This is a genomic window from Pantoea sp. SO10, assembly GCF_005281435.1.
In the GTDB taxonomy this organism is placed as follows: domain Bacteria; phylum Pseudomonadota; class Gammaproteobacteria; order Enterobacterales; family Enterobacteriaceae; genus Pantoea; species Pantoea leporis.
In genome coordinates, this window is sequence record NZ_CP040095.1 from 22,201 (window position 1) to 37,239 (window position 15,039).

The following is a 15,039-nucleotide window of genomic DNA, read 5'->3' on the forward strand; positions in this document are numbered from 1 at the left end:
ATAAATTGCGCCGCTACGGAATGTGCACTTAATCGTAGCGGCGCGATTGAGATGTTTTAATCCCTAAACGCGGCTTCCAGCTCTTCCGCCAATATCTGCACCGCGCGCTCAATCTTCTCTGCATCCGGCACATAGTTCATGCGCATGCATTGATGGGTGTGCGGCCATTCGTGCTCCAAACCGGGGAAGAAGAAGTGGCCGGGCACCATCAGCACGCCGCGCGCTTTCAGGCGCTGATACAGCGCTTCGGTGCTGATCGGCAGATCGCGGAACCACAGCCAGAGGAAAATCGCGCCTTCGGGTTTATGAATCAGGCAGCGATCTTCGGGCAGATAGCGCCGCAGAATCGCAATCGTCTCGCTGACTTTGGCCTGATAGAACGGTTTAATCACCTCTTGCGACAGCCGCAGCAAATCGCCGCGTACGATCATCTCATTAGCAATCGCAGGACCGATGCTGCCCGGCGCCAGGCTAATAATGCCATTCATGTTGCCAATGGCGGTGATGGTGCTCTCATCGGCGACGATAATGCCGCAACGTGCGCCGGGCAGGCCAAGTTTCGACAGGCTCATGCACAGAATGGTATTGGGATTCCACAGCGGGCGCGCTTCGCTAAAGATGATACCGGGGAACGGCACGCCGTACGCGTTATCAATCAGCAGCGGTACGCCGTGCTGCTGCGCCAGCGCATCCAGCTGCAGCAGTTCATCATCGGTGATCACGTTGCCGGTTGGGTTGGTCGGGCGCGAAACGCAGATCAGGCCGACATCGTCATTCAGCGGCAAATGGTCGAAATCAACGTGATATTTGAACTGGCCTTCCGGCAGCAGCTCAATGTTTGGCTTGGCGGAGACAAACAGATCCTCTTCCAGGCCGGCATCGGCGTAGCCGAGATATTCCGGTGCCAGCGGGAACAGCACGCGCTTTTTGCTGCCGTCGGCGCGACGTCCGGCGAACAAGTTGAAGAGATAGAAAAACGCACTCTGGCTGCCGTTGGTCAGCGCGATGTTTTGCGCGGTTAATGGCCAGCCAAGTTCCTCACGCAGCATCTTCGCCAGCGCATCCAGCAGCAGCGCTTTGCCGCGCGGACCATCGTAGTTGCACAGCGCTTCGCTCAGCTGGCCGTCCTGATGCATCTGCATCAGCAACTGGTTGAAATAGTCATTCATCGCCGGGATCTGCGCCGGATTACCGCCACCAAGCATGATGGTGCCGGGCGTGCGCAGGCCTTCACCCATGTCTTCCATCAGACGTGAGATGCCGGAGTGTTGAGTAAATTTGTCGCCGAACTGAGAAAAGGACATAGGAAGTTAAAACGTTGTGAAATCGAATGGGGAACCACCATAGCGCCCGCCGCTGGCAGGCGCAATGGGTAAAAGGCAAGCTTAGCCTTGGATCTGCGGGTTAACGCAGTTTTTCTCGACTTTGCCGCTCAGGGCGGCGATCAGGTTATCGACCGCGTCGCGCGCCATGCCGTAACGGGTTTCATGGGTGGCGGAACCGATGTGCGGCAGCGCGACCACGTTCGGCAGCGTCAAAATTTCGGCATCGGCAGGCACCGGCTCAACTTCGAACACATCCAGACCGGCGGCGTGGATAGTGCCGTCTTTCAGCGCCGCCGTCAGCGCCTGCTCATCCACCACCGGACCGCGACCGGCGTTGATCAGAATTGCGCTTGGCTTCATCAACTTGAGCTGCGCCGCGCCAATCATATGGTGCGTCTGTTCGGTCAGCGGCAGGCTGATGCAGACAAAATCACTCTCTTTCAGCAAGGTTTCCAGATCGCAGGCACGCGCACCAAAGCGGGTTTCCGCCTCTTCATGCTGACGACGCGCGTTGTAGAGAATGTTCATGCCGAAGCCAAAGTGCGCACGCTGCGCCAGCGCCAGGCCGATGCGGCCCATACCGAGAATGCCGAGAGTTTTGTGGTGCACATCAATGCCGAAATGATCCGGTCCGATGCTCTTTTTCCACTCGCCGTTTTTGACCCACTTATCCAGCTCGGTCACGCGACGCGCGGTGCTCAAGACCAGCGCCATCATGGTATCGGCGACGGTTTCGGTCAGCACGGTTGGTGTGTGCATCAGCAGCACTTTGCGTTGATTCAGCGCATCAACGTTGAAGTTATCGTAACCCACCGACACGGTGGAGCAGGCGCGCAGCGCGGGCATTTTTGCCAGCAGCTTGCCATCCACTTTGCCGCCAGAGCCGAGCAAACCTTGCGCCTGTGCGAACTGCGCCGCGTGTTTTTCGATAGTTTCCGGGGAAATGTCGTGCACTTCAGTGACGGTGAAATGGGCATCCAGTTTGGTGCGCAGGTCATCTGGCAGGCTCTTATAAAGAATCACAGCAGGTTTCATCTTTTGCTCCCTTTAAAATGTAGGGGAGGCGTTAAGGCCTCCCGAATCGATTACGCGTGCTTCGCCCCGTGAACGGGCGGCGGCGTTTTGTTCTGGGCTGGTTTGACGATCAACGTCAGCCAAACCGAAGCCAGCAGCGCAGCACCCATGAAAATGTAGGAGGCGGCGGGCGAACCGGTCGCGCCATTAAGATAGCCTACAATCCACGATCCGACGAAGGAACCCAGTGCGCCCATGCTGTTGATTAATGCCATCGCACCACCGGCGACGTTGCGCGGCAACATCTCCGGAATGATGGCGAAGAACGGACCGTAAGGCGCATACATCGCCCCACCGGCAATTACCAGCAGCGTATACGACAGCCAGAAGTTGCTGGAGCCCACCAGGTACGAACCGAGGAACGCCAGCGCGCCAATCAGCAGCAGCGGCCAGACAAACAGTTTACGGTTCTGAGTTTTATCTGACGCCCACGACACCACGATCATCGCAATGGTCGCCACCAGATACGGCACCGCAGACAGCCAACCGGCTTCCACCATGCCCATCTGCGAACCGTTACGCAGAATGGACGGCAGCCACAGCACGAAACCGTACACGCCGATGCTCCAGGCAAAATATTGCAGGCACAGCAGGATCACGTTGCGATTACGGAACGCTTCACCGTAGTTACGTACCGCTTTAATCCCTTCCTGCTCTTTTTGCAGCTGTGCCTGCAGCGCGGCTTTCTCGCTTTCGCTCATCCATTTGGCCTGGGCAGGTTTGTCCTGCACCAGGAACCACCAGGCCACCGCCCAGATCACTGCCGGGATGCCTTCAATGATAAACATCTCGCGCCAGCCAAAGGACTCAATCAGATAGCCGGAAACCACCGACATCCACAGCACCGTCACCGGATTACCGAGGATCAGGAAGGTATTGGCGCGCGAACGTTCGGATTTGGTAAACCAGTTGCTGATATAGATCAGCATCGCCGGCATTACCGCCGCTTCCACCACGCCGAGCACAAAGCGGATCGCCGCCAGCATCGGAATGTTGCTGACCACGCCGGTCAGCGAGGCGCAGCCGCCCCATAAAATCAGGCACCAGAAAATCAGCTTCTTCACGCTGCGACGTTCGGCGTACAGCGCGCCGGGGATCTGGAAGAAGAAGTAGCCGAGGAAGAACAGGGCGCCAAGCAGCGATGACATGCCTTTGGTGATGCCGAGATCGTCATTTATCCCTGCGGCAGAGGCGAAGCTGAAGTTCGCCCGGTCCAGATACGCCAGACTGTAGGTGATAAACACGATGGGCATGATAAACCACCAGCGTTTTGGCGCGATTGTCTGCGATTTCATGGGTGACTCCTCTGGTTGAGGTGGACGCATTCAGTGGATGCGTCTCGCGATATTGTTGTAGTGGGTACAGCTATTTGGTTTCGTACGGACCCGTAGCGGCGCAATTTATTGCGCTTCTGGCAGCGAAGCCGCTGCGAAAAGCGCGCGATGCATCGCGCCGCTACGGGATTATGCTGTTATCAGTAATCGCCCAATGCCGCGCGCGTCGGCAGGCCTTCGCTGTCGCCAGCGACCTGAATCGCCAGCGAGCCGATCTTATTACCGCGCAGAATCGCCTGCGGCAGGGATTTTCCTTCCAGCAGAGCGCTGATCAGCCCAACCGCAAAGCCGTCGCCGGCACCCACGGTATCGACCACATTCTCGACGCGAATCGGTGCGATCTGGCCTTGCTGGCCGTCGGCGGTTTTGTACCAGGCGCCGTCGCCACCGGTTTTGATCACCACCGCTTTCACCCCTTTATCGAGGTAGAAATCGGCGATGGCTTCCGGCTGGCGGTAGCCGGTGAGAATCAAACCCTCTTTCTCGCCCGGCAGCACCCAATCGGCGTATTCCGCCAGATGATTGAGTTGCTTGCGCATCTCCTCTTCGCTGCGCCATAACACCGGACGCAGATTAGGATCGAAGGAGATGGTTTTGCCTCGCGCGCGCATCTCTTTTGCCGCGTGTTGCGCCAGGGCAAGCGAGCTGTCAGAGATTGCCGCCGCCACGCCGCTTAAATGCAGATGGCGCGCGCTGCCAAAGTAGTCGTCGTTGAAATCGTCGGGCGACAGATGGCTGGCGGCGGAGCCTTTGCGGAAATATTCGACTTCCGGATCGGAGCCGTCATCGACGCGGGATTTGAGCTGGAAGCCGGTGCGATAGCGCGCGTCCGTGGTGACGCAGCGGTGATCGACGCCCTCTTTTTCCAGCTGTTGCAGTGTGAAGCGACCAAAGCTGTCGTCGCCGACGCGGCTCACCCAACCGACCTGCAGACCGAGGCGCGCCAGGCCAATCGCCACGTTGAGCTCGGCCCCAGCAATGCGTTTGACAAAGCCTTCTGCTGCGGCGAGATCGCCGGTTTGCTGGGCGATAAACATCGCCATCGCTTCACCAATCGTCACCACATCCAGCGTTTTTTGCGTCATCATCGGCTCCTTACGCTGCACGCAGCAGGTCAACGTAATGGCGCGTGACCGCCAGCAAATCCCCGCCTTCCAGCGGGAATTCGATGCCGCGCGGTGCGTCGGTTGGCAGCGCGTTCAGCAGCGTGCGCCAGCTATCGTTAGCCTGATCCAGCGCGATCGCGCGGAAAGTAGCGCCGTGTGGCACCGCCGCTTTAACGTGGATGTAGCTAACGTAGCGACTGAGTTGCGCGGCGGCCTGCAAACCGTCTTCGCCGGTCCACTGCCAGTTGCCCATATCGAAGGTCATATCCAGCGGCAATGCGGCATCGCAAGCCTGATGGAAGAAGCGCAGCATCGGCGCCAGTTTGCTGTCTGGCGTTTGATCGTTCTCAACCACCAGCGTCACCGTTGATGCTTTAAGTACATCGAGCAGCGCGCGCGCATCAAGTTCAACGAAATGGCCAAGCGCCACTTTCAGGCGCTGAGCGCCGATTTGTTCGGCTTCCTGCAGGAACTGCGCCAGACGGGGATTCAGCGCACCATCATCCAGCCACAACGCTTCCGGCACGGAATAGCTGGCGCTCAGCTGATGCTGGGAAATCGCATTGCCCAGCGCATGCAGCAGGCAGAGTTCATTTTCGTTGAACAGCTCGCGACGAATTTCGACGCCATCCGCGCCGGCCTGTTTGATCAGCGGCAACAGCGCGGCCTGGCCACCCAATTCCGCTACTTTCTGCGCGCCGTATGCGGCAGTTACAACAATAATTTCTGGTTTCATCACGTTTCTCCGGGCATGACCACATCCCATTCGTTATAAAAAACCTAAATGGAACCGGTTCCAAAGGAAAGGCGCAGACCGTGAAATTATGATCATGCTCACGAAGTGAGCCATAAAAGGCCGGCTTAGCGCAGCGGCTGGCTGGAGCCGCGTACGATCAGTTCGCCGGAGAAGAGCTGTTCGCTGACCGGTTGCTCGCTGCCCTCAATGCGCGCGATAACCTGCTCCAGCGCGGCGTAACCAATCTGCCAGGTGGGCTGTTTCAAGGTGGTGATGCCGACGCCCGCCAGCGCCGCCCATTCCAGTTCGTCAAAGCCCAGCAGGCCAATCGCTTCGCCCCAGCGCAGCGCAAGGCGCTGCAGCGCGCGCGCCACTTGCAAGGTCAGCGCGCCGTTGGCGGCGATCACCGCACAGCGTTTGTCGGGATGGCGCTGGTGGAATTCCCGCAGCTGTTTTTCCAGCGCGTCGGGCTGATGCAGCGCCACTTCGGCATTCTCTGCCGCAATCTCTGGCGCGTTTTTTACCGTGTCGTAGAAGGCGCGCAGACGTTCACGGCGCGTATTAACGCTGCCGAGCGGCTCGCTAAGGAAGAGCAGGGCTTGATAGCCGTTATCCAGCAAATGTTGGGTCGCAACCGTGGAGGCTTCAACGTTGTTGAGCCCCACCATATCGCAGGCGAAATCGGGGATTTTCCGGTCAATCAATACCATCGGCAGCATCGACTGTTGCAGGCGATTGAGCACTTCTTCATGCATGCCCACGGCATTAACCACAATGCCTTCCACCTGATAGCTGCTGAGCAGTTGCAGGTAATGCTGTTCGAGATCGACTTCGTTGTTGGTGTTACACATCAGCAGGGTAAAGCCCTGCGCACGACACGCCGCTTCGATGCCGCTCAGCACGTCAACCGAGTAAGGATTGGTGATGTCGGCAATGATCAGGCCAATCAAACGCGTGCGGCCGCGTTTCAGTCCGCGCGCCATCTGGCTGGGACGATAGTTGAGTTCGGCGATGGCCTGTTCGATACGGGCTTTGAGATCGGGCGAGAGCAGATTCACTTCGCCATTCAGATAGCGGGAAACGCTGGTTTTACCGGTTTTTGCCGTACGGGCAACGTCACTGATTGTGGCTCGTGGCGGCCTGGTTTTCATTGCTTACACCTGCTGAAAAGAAACAGGCGAAGACTAACACAGCTCGCGCCAGGCGCAATCATTGCGCGTCAGAAGTGAGTCGCAGCACCGGCTGCCAGAGCGTTTGCAGATCGCCTGGCGGCACATCATCGAGCAGTTGCAGCACCATTTCGGCGATGCGCTCGCCAATGTGCTGCTGCGATGATTGCAGAATGGTGTTCACCGGCTGATCGACAATCGAATCGGGCGGCAATCCATCATACACATACAGCGGAATCGCCTGCGCGCCCTTCAGGCGGGCCGCCTGCTGCAGCGCAATCGCGGCACCTTCACCCAGCGTGCTGCAATCGGTGATGATCGCCTGCGGCGCATCGCCTTGGGCCAGCCAGGCATTGGTTTGCTGATAGCCGGAGCGGCGCGTGGCGGGTAGCGCGGCCATCAGGGATTGATCGACCGGCGCCTGATGCTGAATCAGCGCATCAATGAAACCCTGGCGGCGATCGAGGATGTACGTTGCCGTTTCGTTACTGCCGAGATAGGCCAGACGCGGCCACCCTTGTTGCAGGCAGTGTTCTGCCGCCAGGAAGGTACCGGCGTGATTATCGTAATCAATCCACGCGTACGGCAGCGGCAGCTCGCTGCGGCCGAGCGTCAGGAAGCGGAAACCCTTCTGCTGCAAGCGTTGCAGTCGCGCATCCTGCGGCAGGGTGTGGGTTAAAATCAGCGCATCGATGGCGCCGCTACGCAGCATGCGGATCAGCTTACGCTGTTGCCCTTGCGGTTTGTCAGGCAGCAACAACAAATCAATATCGTGCTGGGCGAGGCGTTGATCCAGCATCAGCAGCATTTGGCTGTAATAGCTGTCATTGAGCGAGGCGTGGCTGATGGGAAAGAGCAGACCGACCGCATTGGCGCGCCCGGTTTTCAGGCGGCGGGCAGCGTCGTTGGGGCGATAGCCGCGCGCATTCGCTTCGTCTTCAATGCGTTTACGCGTGACGGCCGCTACATCGTCATAGCCATTTAGCGCCCGGCTCACGGTAGTAACAGAGAGGCCAAGGGTAGCGGCGATGGCTTTGAGTGACATGATAGCGTCCCACTGATCAATTTTTGATCACGCTAGCATAAAGGAAAAGGCGGCTCTATCGGTTACGAATTTTTTAGCTTTTTCTAACAAAGATGGTGTCAAAAGAGGTGAAAAAATGTGACAAAAGCCGATCTGTTCGTGCAGATCGGCTCTTTACTTTTAGCCCAGCGGGCTGAGGGTGATCTCAACGCGACGGTTCTGTGCTTTACCGTCTTCGGTGCTGTTGCTGGCAACCGGATTATCCGGTCCTAAACCCTGGGTGCGCAGACGGTTTTGTGCCACGCCTTGCAGAATCAGACCGCTGGCCACGCTGTCGGCGCGCTGCTGTGACAGGCGCATATTCAGCGCGCGCGTGCCGGTGCTGTCGGTGTAGCCCACCACATTCACGGCGGTTTTTGGATACTCTTTCAGCACCATCGCCACGCCGGTCAGGGTGTTGGCGCCCGCCGGTTTCAGGTTGCTGCTGTTGGAGTCAAAGGTGACGTTATTTGGCATGTTGAGCACGATGTTGTCGCCCTGACGCGTCACGCTGACGCCGGTGCCGCGCATTTTGTCGCGCAGTTTCGCTTCCTGCACATCCATATAATAGCCCGCGCCGCCGCCCAGTGCGGCACCGGATGCTGCACCAATCAGCGCACCTTTACCGCGATCTTTCTTCGACGACGACAGCACGCCCACGCCCGCACCCAGCACTGCGCCCAAACCGGCGCCGATACCCGACTTGCCCGCCTGCGATTCGCCGGTATAGGGATTGGTGGTACAACCCGACAGCGCGAGGCTGCCGCTCAGTAACAAGGTCAGCGCCAAAATACGCTTATTCATGAAAAATCCCTCACAGATTTAAACGGGGAAAAGCCCCAAAACGGCACTATTATGCCGTTCAATTATGGGGAAATGCGTGAGGGTCAGTCTTAATTTGTAAACTTTTGCTTTAAAGATTATCAGGATGGCAAAAACAGCTGGTTTGATGATCGTTAATTAAGCCGCAGGCCTGTAGAAATGAGTGGCAGGTTGTGGGGCCGACGAATTTAAAACCACGCTTCTTAAGTGCTTTCGACAGCGCAATGGCGGGCTCGGAGGTCGTTGGCGCGTCTTTGTAATTCGCGTAACGGTGCAAAATCGGCGTATGGTCGACAAAAGACCAGATAAAGCGTGAAAACTCCTCTCCGGTAGCTTCCAGCGCCAGCAAGGCACGCGCATTGTTGATGATCCCTTCCAGCTTGCCGCGATGGCGAATCAGTCCCGCATTTTGCATCAACCGTGCCATGTCGCTTTCATCCATCAACGCCACGGCATCGGGGTCAAATTCATGGAATGCGCGGCGGTAGTTTTCGCGTTTTTTCAGTACCGTAATCCATGAAAGTCCAGCCTGTTGGCCTTCAAGACAGACCATTTCAAATAAGACTCGCTTATCGGTTTGCGGCACGCCCCACTCTTTATCGTGGTACGCCAGATACAGTGGATCCTCAGTTACCCAGCCACAACGTTGCATTGCATCACTCCCTTAGCCTATGAAATAGCGATAGTTCCCTTGACGAATGGCAAAAGCGATTAATAGTTATACAAGGGGCGCCGATATAGATCTTATAAAACCTAAACGCCCATCTCTTCCCGGCTCGTCAGGAGTCCTTCATGTTGCAGAAAAGTCAGCGGACAGGCCAGCATATAATCGCGCTGGCTTTTGGCAGTGTATGGCTATTTTTTCTGGCCGGGAATACCTATGCCTTTGATCAATCGAGCCAGAATAGCGCACCCGATTACAACGCCATACTTGCTGAAAAAATTTCCAGTAATCACCTGATGTTGACAGAAAACCCCGATGCCAACCTGTTTGACGCCGCGCTTAACTCGCCGAATGACTACGCGCTGGTGATGCACAGTGAAACCGCCAGCGTCGGCGCTACGCCTTTTGTTAATCGCTACTCTGCCGGCTGGTCGATGCCGATGAGTAAAGCGGTGAGCACCGGGCCGGTGGCGCAGTTTGCGGTGGATGATTCGACCTTGAGCTGTCCGAAGTGCGCAGGAGTGGATAGCAACAACGCCGAGCACATTGCCTCCGTTGGCTGGCGCGTGGATTCTAGCTTTAGTGGGATATCGCCGTGGGCGCAGGTAAGTTACAGCCATCTGGTAAATGAAGAGTTGCCATCGCCCACCCGCGAACGAGCCGAGGATATCAACGGACGGGAAAATAATTGGGTGGATGTCAGCGTCGGCGCAAATATGCCGCTGGGGCAAAATATGGCGGCCTTTGCTTCTTTTGCGCAAACCGGCGCAGTGACCAGCGGCGAGCAGTTTATTTATAGCCTGGGCGTCAGCGCCAGCTTCTAATCGGCATAAAAAGAGAAGTGACAAAACCTGAGGTCCATATACTAAGCGCGCTAATCATTACTTTGGTCACAATATGCGCAACACGATTATTCTTATTAGCCGTGAAGTTACGGCCTTTCTCATCAGTGGATTGGTGCTCGTTTTCTGTATGGCGATGGTCTACATCGACGTCAACTGGATGAACGATGCCCTGCACGAAACCTCCTTCACCGAAATCACCCAGGAGCTGATGCTCTTGCTCATCGCCACCTTCTATTTCCTCTCGGCCTGGCAGCGGCCATCACAACGCAGCGTGCTGATCCTGGTCGGCGGTTTTTACAGCTGCATGCTGATTCGTGAGATGGACTTCCTGTTCGATTTCATCAAGCACGGCGCATGGCTGTGGTTTGCGCTGGCGACGACGGCGGCCTGTCTGGCGATGGCCTTCCGCCAGCCGCGCCAAATCCTGCCCGGCCTGGCGTCGCTGGTTCAGCATCGCAGCTGGCAGATGATGGCCGCAGGTTTACTGGCTATTTTGGTGTTTTCGCGCCTGTTTGGCATGCATCAGCTGTGGGAACATCTGATGCTCGATGGTTATAACCGCGTGGTAAAAAACATGGCGGAAGAGGGCAGCGAGATGTTTGGCTACAGCCTGTGCCTGATCGCATCGGCTCGCTATCTTTGGCAAACCCGGCCGCAGCCTGTCGCGGTTCGGATGCCGCACGCGTCACGCCATGTGGATCGCGCCGAACCGCTGACGATGCCACGCTAATCGCTGCGACCTTTTTGACGATCACTTGTCCTAAAACAGGTACACTTACCGCATAACGCCGGGCTGAATTTGCCGCCCGGCGCACCATGCTGGTTAACGTCAGGTTTCTTCATGTCAGTCAAAATCTTATCTTCAACGTTGGTGGGGCTGGATGGCTTCTGCCATGACCCGCTCGCCGTGCTGCAGCAGGCCGATAACGGCACGCTGGCGGTGCTGCATAACAATACGCCGGCGTTTTATGCGCTCACGCCGCAGCGTCTGGCGCAGCTGCTGGCGCTGGAAGCCGCCGCGCAGCAGCCCAATGATGTCACGCTGGATGAGAGTCTGTTTCAGACCGAAAGCGCGCCCATCGCCACGCCGGTGGGCAAGTTCGCGATGTATGAAGGCTGGCAGCCCGATAGCGATTTTCAGCGTCAGGCCGCCATCTGGGGCGTGGCGTTGAGTGAACCGGTTACCGCCGCCGAGCTGGCCACGTTTGTGGCGTACTGGCAGGCGGAAGGCCGTTTGTTCCATCACGTGCAGTGGCAGCAGAAGTTAGCGCGCAGCGTGCAGATGAATCGCGCCGCCAATGGCGGACAGCCAAAGCGCGATCTCACGCAAATCAGCAATACTGATTACGATATTCCCGATGGATTCCGAGGTGAGTAATGAAAACGCCGAACGATCTTTTTAGTCGCCTGAAAAAGATGATGCCGTCCGAAGTGCAGCCGAAATTCAAAAGCGGCGCGGAGCTGCTGGCCTGGAACCAGGAACAGGGCCGCTTGCGCTCGGAAGCGATTGTGCGAGAAAACCGCGCGATGAAAATGCAGCGCATCATGGGGCGTTCGGGCATCCGCGAGCTGCACATGAACTGCTCGTTCGACAACTATCGCGTGGAAAATGATGGGCAGCGCAAAGCGCTGGCCATGGCGCGCGAATACGCCGCCGGATTTGAAAACAGCATCTCCAGTTTTGTTTTTTCCGGTCGTCCCGGCACCGGTAAAAACCACCTTGCCGCAGCGATTGGTAACGATCTGATTATTCGCGGTAAAAGCGTGCTGATTGTGACCGTGGCCGACTTGATGTCGAGCATGAAGGGCACTTTCAGCGGCGGCAGTGATTTAACTGAAGAGCGCCTGCTGCACGATCTCAGCCATGTGGATCTGCTGGTGATCGATGAGATCGGCATGCAGAGTGAATCGCGCTATGAAAAAGTGATCATCAATCAGATTGTTGATCGCCGCTCATCGTCGAAACGCCCAACGGGCATGTTATCGAACCTCGATCCCGCCGGCATGAATTCGCTGCTGGGTGAACGCGTGATGGACCGTATGCGCCTCGGCAACAGCTTGTGGGTGCGCTTTGACTGGGAAAGTTATCGCAGCCGTGTGCGCGGTGATGAGTATTGAGGAGTGCTATGAAAGCAGCCGGTAAAGGTCCAGCACTACTTCGCCTGAACAACCTGAAGCGGGTGATGATGCAACTGCGCACCACCCGCATCACCTCCCGCCAGGATCTGGCATTAGCGCTCGAGCTGAGCAAAAACACCGTTTCACTGATTGTCGATGATTTGCTGGAAGCCGGGCTGATCAATGAGCTCGGCCCGGTTAGCGTGGCGTCAGCGGGACGACCGAAAATCGAAATCTCGTTGCGCGCCGAAAAGCTGAAAAGCGCGGGCATCATGGTGGAGCGCCAGGCAATTCACTGGCGCGTGTGCGACTATTTCTCGCAGGTGATTGCCGAGCAAACCTGGCGCACCGAAACCAGCGATCCCGAGCAGTTGCTGCATGAGCTGGTGGAAGTGTGCCAGACCTTGCACGCGGCGCATCCCGAGCTGCTCGGCGTGGCGATTGGTTTCCCTGGCATCATCGATCCGCATCGCGGCTGGGTGCATTTTTCCGCGCATCTGGGCTGGCAGGATGTGGATGTGATGACCATCCTCAGCCACGAGATGCCGCTGCCGCTGCGCATCATGAATAACGTCAAAGCGGCGGCGCTGCTTTCGGTGCAGCAACTCGAACTGAATAAGTCGCAAAGCCATTTCTATCTGCGAATTTCTGAAGGATTAGGTGGCGCGCTGGTGGAACACGGCGAAGTGTTTACCGGCAGCAGCTGGACGGCGGGCGAGATCGGCCATCTTACCGTGCAACCCAACGGCGAACGCTGTAGCTGCGGCCGCTTAGGTTGTCTGGAAACGCTGGTGAGCAAACCGGCCATTCAGCAGCAGCTGGCAAAACGCAAACCGGGCCTGCGCTGGCAGAATGGCGAGAGCGAACCGGAAATCCTGAAAGAGGTGATGACGCAGGCGGGCACCCACTTGGGCAACGCGTTGAGTCAGGTGATGCAGCTGGTGAATCCGGCCAGCATCATTATTGATGGGCCGTGGAATGCGCAGCCAGCGTTTGTGCAGGCGGTGCAGCAGGCGGCGCAGGCCGGTGCGCTGGCCTTTACCTTCGCCCATACCGCGCTGCATTTCCTGCCGCTGCGTATCGATCCGGCCAACGGCTTAGCGCTGGCGGTGATTGAGCAGTACGAACGCCTGAGTTAACAAGGGCGCCATAAAGGGCGCCCTGCAGATCCGTATCCTTACCGATTAATGCCGTGGAATATCAAATGATTCGCTCGCCTTCACGGTGGACGTCGTCTCCGGCAACTCTGCTTCGACGTTAAATTTACGCAGCACCAGCGCATGAATCTTCTCAAGCGACACGCCGGCCGTTTCTGGCAGATAGCGGAAGGTGAAGAAGTACATACCCAGCGAGAAGATTGCGAACAGCAACAGCGGGAAGCCACCGTGGAACATATCCAGCAGCATCGGGCTGCTGTTCATGATCGGGAAGGTGCTGCTGATAACAAAGTTGGCCATCGACATCGCGCAGATGGAAATCCCCACGCAAATCGAACGAATCTCGGTTGGGAACACTTCGCCCAGCACCGTCCAGACGATCTGCCCCCACGTCATACCAAAGAAAATCATGTAAGCGAACAGGCCAATAACCGCCAGCATACCCGGCAAGTGGTAATAGAAGGCGATGAAGGAGTAGGTCAGGCACACGCAAGAGGTGATTGCGCCCAGCAGCAGCAGCTTACGACGACCGACTTTATCGATCAGCATCATCCCCGCTAGCACGCCAATAAACTGACAAATCGACAGCCAGAAGGTTTGCAGCAGCGCTGAGTCAGTGCTGCCCGCGACGTTTTTCAGCAAGGTTGGCCCAAAGTACTGAATGACGTTGATACCGCTGATCTGGTTACCCACCGCCAAACCGATGCCGACAATCAGTAATGGAATGGTGGTTTTATCCAGACGCAGACGCGATTTGTGCTGTTGCGCGGTTTTATCAGAAAACGAATGTTTGATTTCGTTGAACACGCTCTCGGCATGTTCGCGGTTAGAGATTTTGGTCAGCGTATCCAGCGCTTCATCGTACTTGCCTTTCAGCACGTTCCAGCGCGGTGATTCCGGGATAAAGGCGATGAACAAAATAAACAGCGCGCACGGCACCAGCGCGGTGGCGAGGATGTAGCGCCAGCCCATGTTGATCATCACATCAGGCAAGGTGGATTTGGTGATGAAGTAGTTGGTCAGCAACACTACCGATTGTCCGCCGACGCAGCACACCGCATAGAGCGCGGTGGTACGGCCACGAAACTTCGAAGGCGACAGCTCGGCCAGATAGATAGGCGAAATTACCGACGCCAGGCCAATCGCTAATCCGCCAATCATGCGGAAGATGACAAACACGGTGAAGTTATGCGCCAGCGCCGTGCCGATTACCGAAACGGTAAACAGCAGGGCGGTGATGGCGAGGGATTTTTTACGTCCCAGCTTGTCACTGAGGCGCGGTGCCATAAAGCAGCCGATCAAACTGCCGAGCAGGATATTGGAAACGGCCCAGCCGGTTTCAGCGGGCGTTAACTGGAAATATTCACTTAAGGGTTCGATTGCACCGGAGATAATGGAAGAGTCATATCCCATCAGCAGACCGCCGAATGCCGCGACAGTACAGCAGAGAATGACATACTTCATGTTGTAGCGTTTTTGCCTGGTATCCATTGTTATAGCCCCTTGTCTCTACGGCCTGAACGTTACTTGTCCAGAAAGAGGGTGGTGTAGGTTTCGATGTTCAACTTTTATTCACGCGAGGTCTTCGTGTTGGAATATATGTTCTAAATGATGGTATTTGGATCA

Annotated in this window: 15 protein-coding genes; 5 read left to right on the forward strand and 10 right to left on the reverse strand. The window is 56.8% G+C overall.

The window, feature by feature from the left end; all coding sequences use genetic code 11:
• Positions 1 to 56 precede the first annotated feature (56 nt).
• The 9 genes from FCN45_RS00105 to FCN45_RS00145 all read right to left on the reverse strand — a co-directional run bounded on the left by FCN45_RS00105 (position 57) and on the right by FCN45_RS00145 (position 9,281).
• Entirely contained in the window at positions 57 to 1,304 is a 1,248-nt protein-coding gene (locus FCN45_RS00105) for a valine--pyruvate transaminase (protein ID WP_137384834.1), read from the reverse strand.
• 81 nt (positions 1,305 to 1,385) lie between these two features.
• A complete protein-coding gene (gene ghrB, locus FCN45_RS00110; RefSeq protein ID WP_137384835.1) occupies positions 1,386 to 2,360 on the reverse strand; it encodes a glyoxylate/hydroxypyruvate reductase GhrB in 975 nt (324 codons plus the stop codon).
• A 50-nt stretch (positions 2,361 to 2,410) separates the two neighbouring features.
• A complete protein-coding gene (locus FCN45_RS00115) occupies positions 2,411 to 3,694 on the reverse strand; it encodes an MFS transporter (protein WP_101763879.1) in 1,284 nt (427 codons plus the stop codon).
• 179 nt (positions 3,695 to 3,873) lie between these two features.
• A complete protein-coding gene (locus tag FCN45_RS00120) occupies positions 3,874 to 4,818 on the reverse strand; it encodes a sugar kinase (RefSeq protein WP_137386830.1) in 945 nt (314 codons plus the stop codon).
• Between the two features lie 10 nt (positions 4,819 to 4,828).
• Positions 4,829 to 5,575: a sugar phosphate isomerase/epimerase gene (locus tag FCN45_RS00125; protein ID WP_137384836.1), complete on the reverse strand. Its 747-nt coding sequence runs from the start codon at positions 5,573 to 5,575 to the stop codon at positions 4,829 to 4,831.
• 125 nt (positions 5,576 to 5,700) lie between these two features.
• Positions 5,701 to 6,726: a LacI family DNA-binding transcriptional regulator gene (locus tag FCN45_RS00130; RefSeq protein WP_137384837.1), complete on the reverse strand. Its 1,026-nt coding sequence runs from the start codon at positions 6,724 to 6,726 to the stop codon at positions 5,701 to 5,703.
• Positions 6,727 to 6,784: 58 nt separating this feature from the next.
• The gene (locus FCN45_RS00135; RefSeq protein ID WP_137384838.1) at positions 6,785 to 7,789 is read right to left on the reverse strand and encodes a LacI family DNA-binding transcriptional regulator; all 1,005 of its coding nucleotides are present in this window, start codon (positions 7,787 to 7,789) and stop codon (positions 6,785 to 6,787) included.
• Between the two features lie 159 nt (positions 7,790 to 7,948).
• Positions 7,949 to 8,611, reverse strand: a complete 663-nt coding sequence (locus FCN45_RS00140) for an OmpA family lipoprotein (RefSeq protein WP_101763875.1) — start codon at positions 8,609 to 8,611, stop codon at positions 7,949 to 7,951.
• A 109-nt stretch (positions 8,612 to 8,720) separates the two neighbouring features.
• On the reverse strand, positions 8,721 to 9,281 hold the full coding sequence (locus FCN45_RS00145; protein ID WP_137384839.1) for a DNA-3-methyladenine glycosylase I: 561 nt from the start codon (positions 9,279 to 9,281) through the stop codon (positions 8,721 to 8,723).
• A 140-nt stretch (positions 9,282 to 9,421) separates the two neighbouring features.
• On the opposite strand from FCN45_RS00145, the gene FCN45_RS00150 reads away from it, so the two are divergent.
• The 5 genes from FCN45_RS00150 (at position 9,422) to FCN45_RS00170 (ending at position 13,395) form a co-directional block, all read left to right on the forward strand.
• Positions 9,422 to 10,117, forward strand: a complete 696-nt coding sequence (locus FCN45_RS00150; RefSeq protein WP_137384840.1) for an autotransporter — start codon at positions 9,422 to 9,424, stop codon at positions 10,115 to 10,117.
• Between the two features lie 73 nt (positions 10,118 to 10,190).
• Positions 10,191 to 10,868, forward strand: a complete 678-nt coding sequence (locus FCN45_RS00155) for a hypothetical protein (RefSeq protein WP_137384841.1) — start codon at positions 10,191 to 10,193, stop codon at positions 10,866 to 10,868.
• Between the two features lie 111 nt (positions 10,869 to 10,979).
• Positions 10,980 to 11,516, forward strand: coding sequence for a primosomal protein DnaT (gene dnaT, locus FCN45_RS00160; RefSeq protein ID WP_101763871.1), 537 nt, complete (start codon positions 10,980 to 10,982; stop codon positions 11,514 to 11,516).
• The gene (gene dnaC / locus FCN45_RS00165; protein ID WP_110868257.1) at positions 11,516 to 12,256 is read left to right on the forward strand and encodes a DNA replication protein DnaC; all 741 of its coding nucleotides are present in this window, start codon (positions 11,516 to 11,518) and stop codon (positions 12,254 to 12,256) included. The genes dnaT and dnaC overlap by 1 nt, the downstream gene beginning before the upstream one ends.
• Before the next feature lie 8 nt (positions 12,257 to 12,264).
• Entirely contained in the window at positions 12,265 to 13,395 is a 1,131-nt protein-coding gene (locus tag FCN45_RS00170; protein WP_137384842.1) for an ROK family protein, read from the forward strand.
• Between the two features lie 45 nt (positions 13,396 to 13,440).
• Here FCN45_RS00170 and FCN45_RS00175 read toward each other — a convergent pair whose 3' ends face one another.
• The gene (locus tag FCN45_RS00175) at positions 13,441 to 14,904 is read right to left on the reverse strand and encodes a sugar porter family MFS transporter (RefSeq protein WP_101763868.1); all 1,464 of its coding nucleotides are present in this window, start codon (positions 14,902 to 14,904) and stop codon (positions 13,441 to 13,443) included.
• Positions 14,905 to 15,039 lie beyond the last annotated feature (135 nt).

Coding starts and splice junctions, on each gene's coding strand:
- FCN45_RS00105 (WP_137384834.1), bottom strand. CDS start 1,304: ATGTCCTTTTCTCAGTTCGGCGACAAATTTACTCAACACTCCGGCATC.
- ghrB (WP_137384835.1), bottom strand. CDS start 2,360: ATGAAACCTGCTGTGATTCTTTATAAGAGCCTGCCAGATGACCTGCGC.
- FCN45_RS00115 (WP_101763879.1), bottom strand. CDS start 3,694: ATGAAATCGCAGACAATCGCGCCAAAACGCTGGTGGTTTATCATGCCC.
- FCN45_RS00120 (WP_137386830.1), bottom strand. CDS start 4,818: ATGACGCAAAAAACGCTGGATGTGGTGACGATTGGTGAAGCGATGGCG.
- FCN45_RS00125 (WP_137384836.1), bottom strand. CDS start 5,575: ATGAAACCAGAAATTATTGTTGTAACTGCCGCATACGGCGCGCAGAAA.
- FCN45_RS00130 (WP_137384837.1), bottom strand. CDS start 6,726: ATGAAAACCAGGCCGCCACGAGCCACAATCAGTGACGTTGCCCGTACG.
- FCN45_RS00135 (WP_137384838.1), bottom strand. CDS start 7,789: ATGTCACTCAAAGCCATCGCCGCTACCCTTGGCCTCTCTGTTACTACC.
- FCN45_RS00140 (WP_101763875.1), bottom strand. CDS start 8,611: ATGAATAAGCGTATTTTGGCGCTGACCTTGTTACTGAGCGGCAGCCTC.
- FCN45_RS00145 (WP_137384839.1), bottom strand. CDS start 9,281: ATGCAACGTTGTGGCTGGGTAACTGAGGATCCACTGTATCTGGCGTAC.
- FCN45_RS00150 (WP_137384840.1), top strand. CDS start 9,422: ATGTTGCAGAAAAGTCAGCGGACAGGCCAGCATATAATCGCGCTGGCT.
- FCN45_RS00155 (WP_137384841.1), top strand. CDS start 10,191: ATGCGCAACACGATTATTCTTATTAGCCGTGAAGTTACGGCCTTTCTC.
- dnaT (WP_101763871.1), top strand. CDS start 10,980: ATGTCAGTCAAAATCTTATCTTCAACGTTGGTGGGGCTGGATGGCTTC.
- dnaC (WP_110868257.1), top strand. CDS start 11,516: ATGAAAACGCCGAACGATCTTTTTAGTCGCCTGAAAAAGATGATGCCG.
- FCN45_RS00170 (WP_137384842.1), top strand. CDS start 12,265: ATGAAAGCAGCCGGTAAAGGTCCAGCACTACTTCGCCTGAACAACCTG.
- FCN45_RS00175 (WP_101763868.1), bottom strand. CDS start 14,904: ATGGATACCAGGCAAAAACGCTACAACATGAAGTATGTCATTCTCTGC.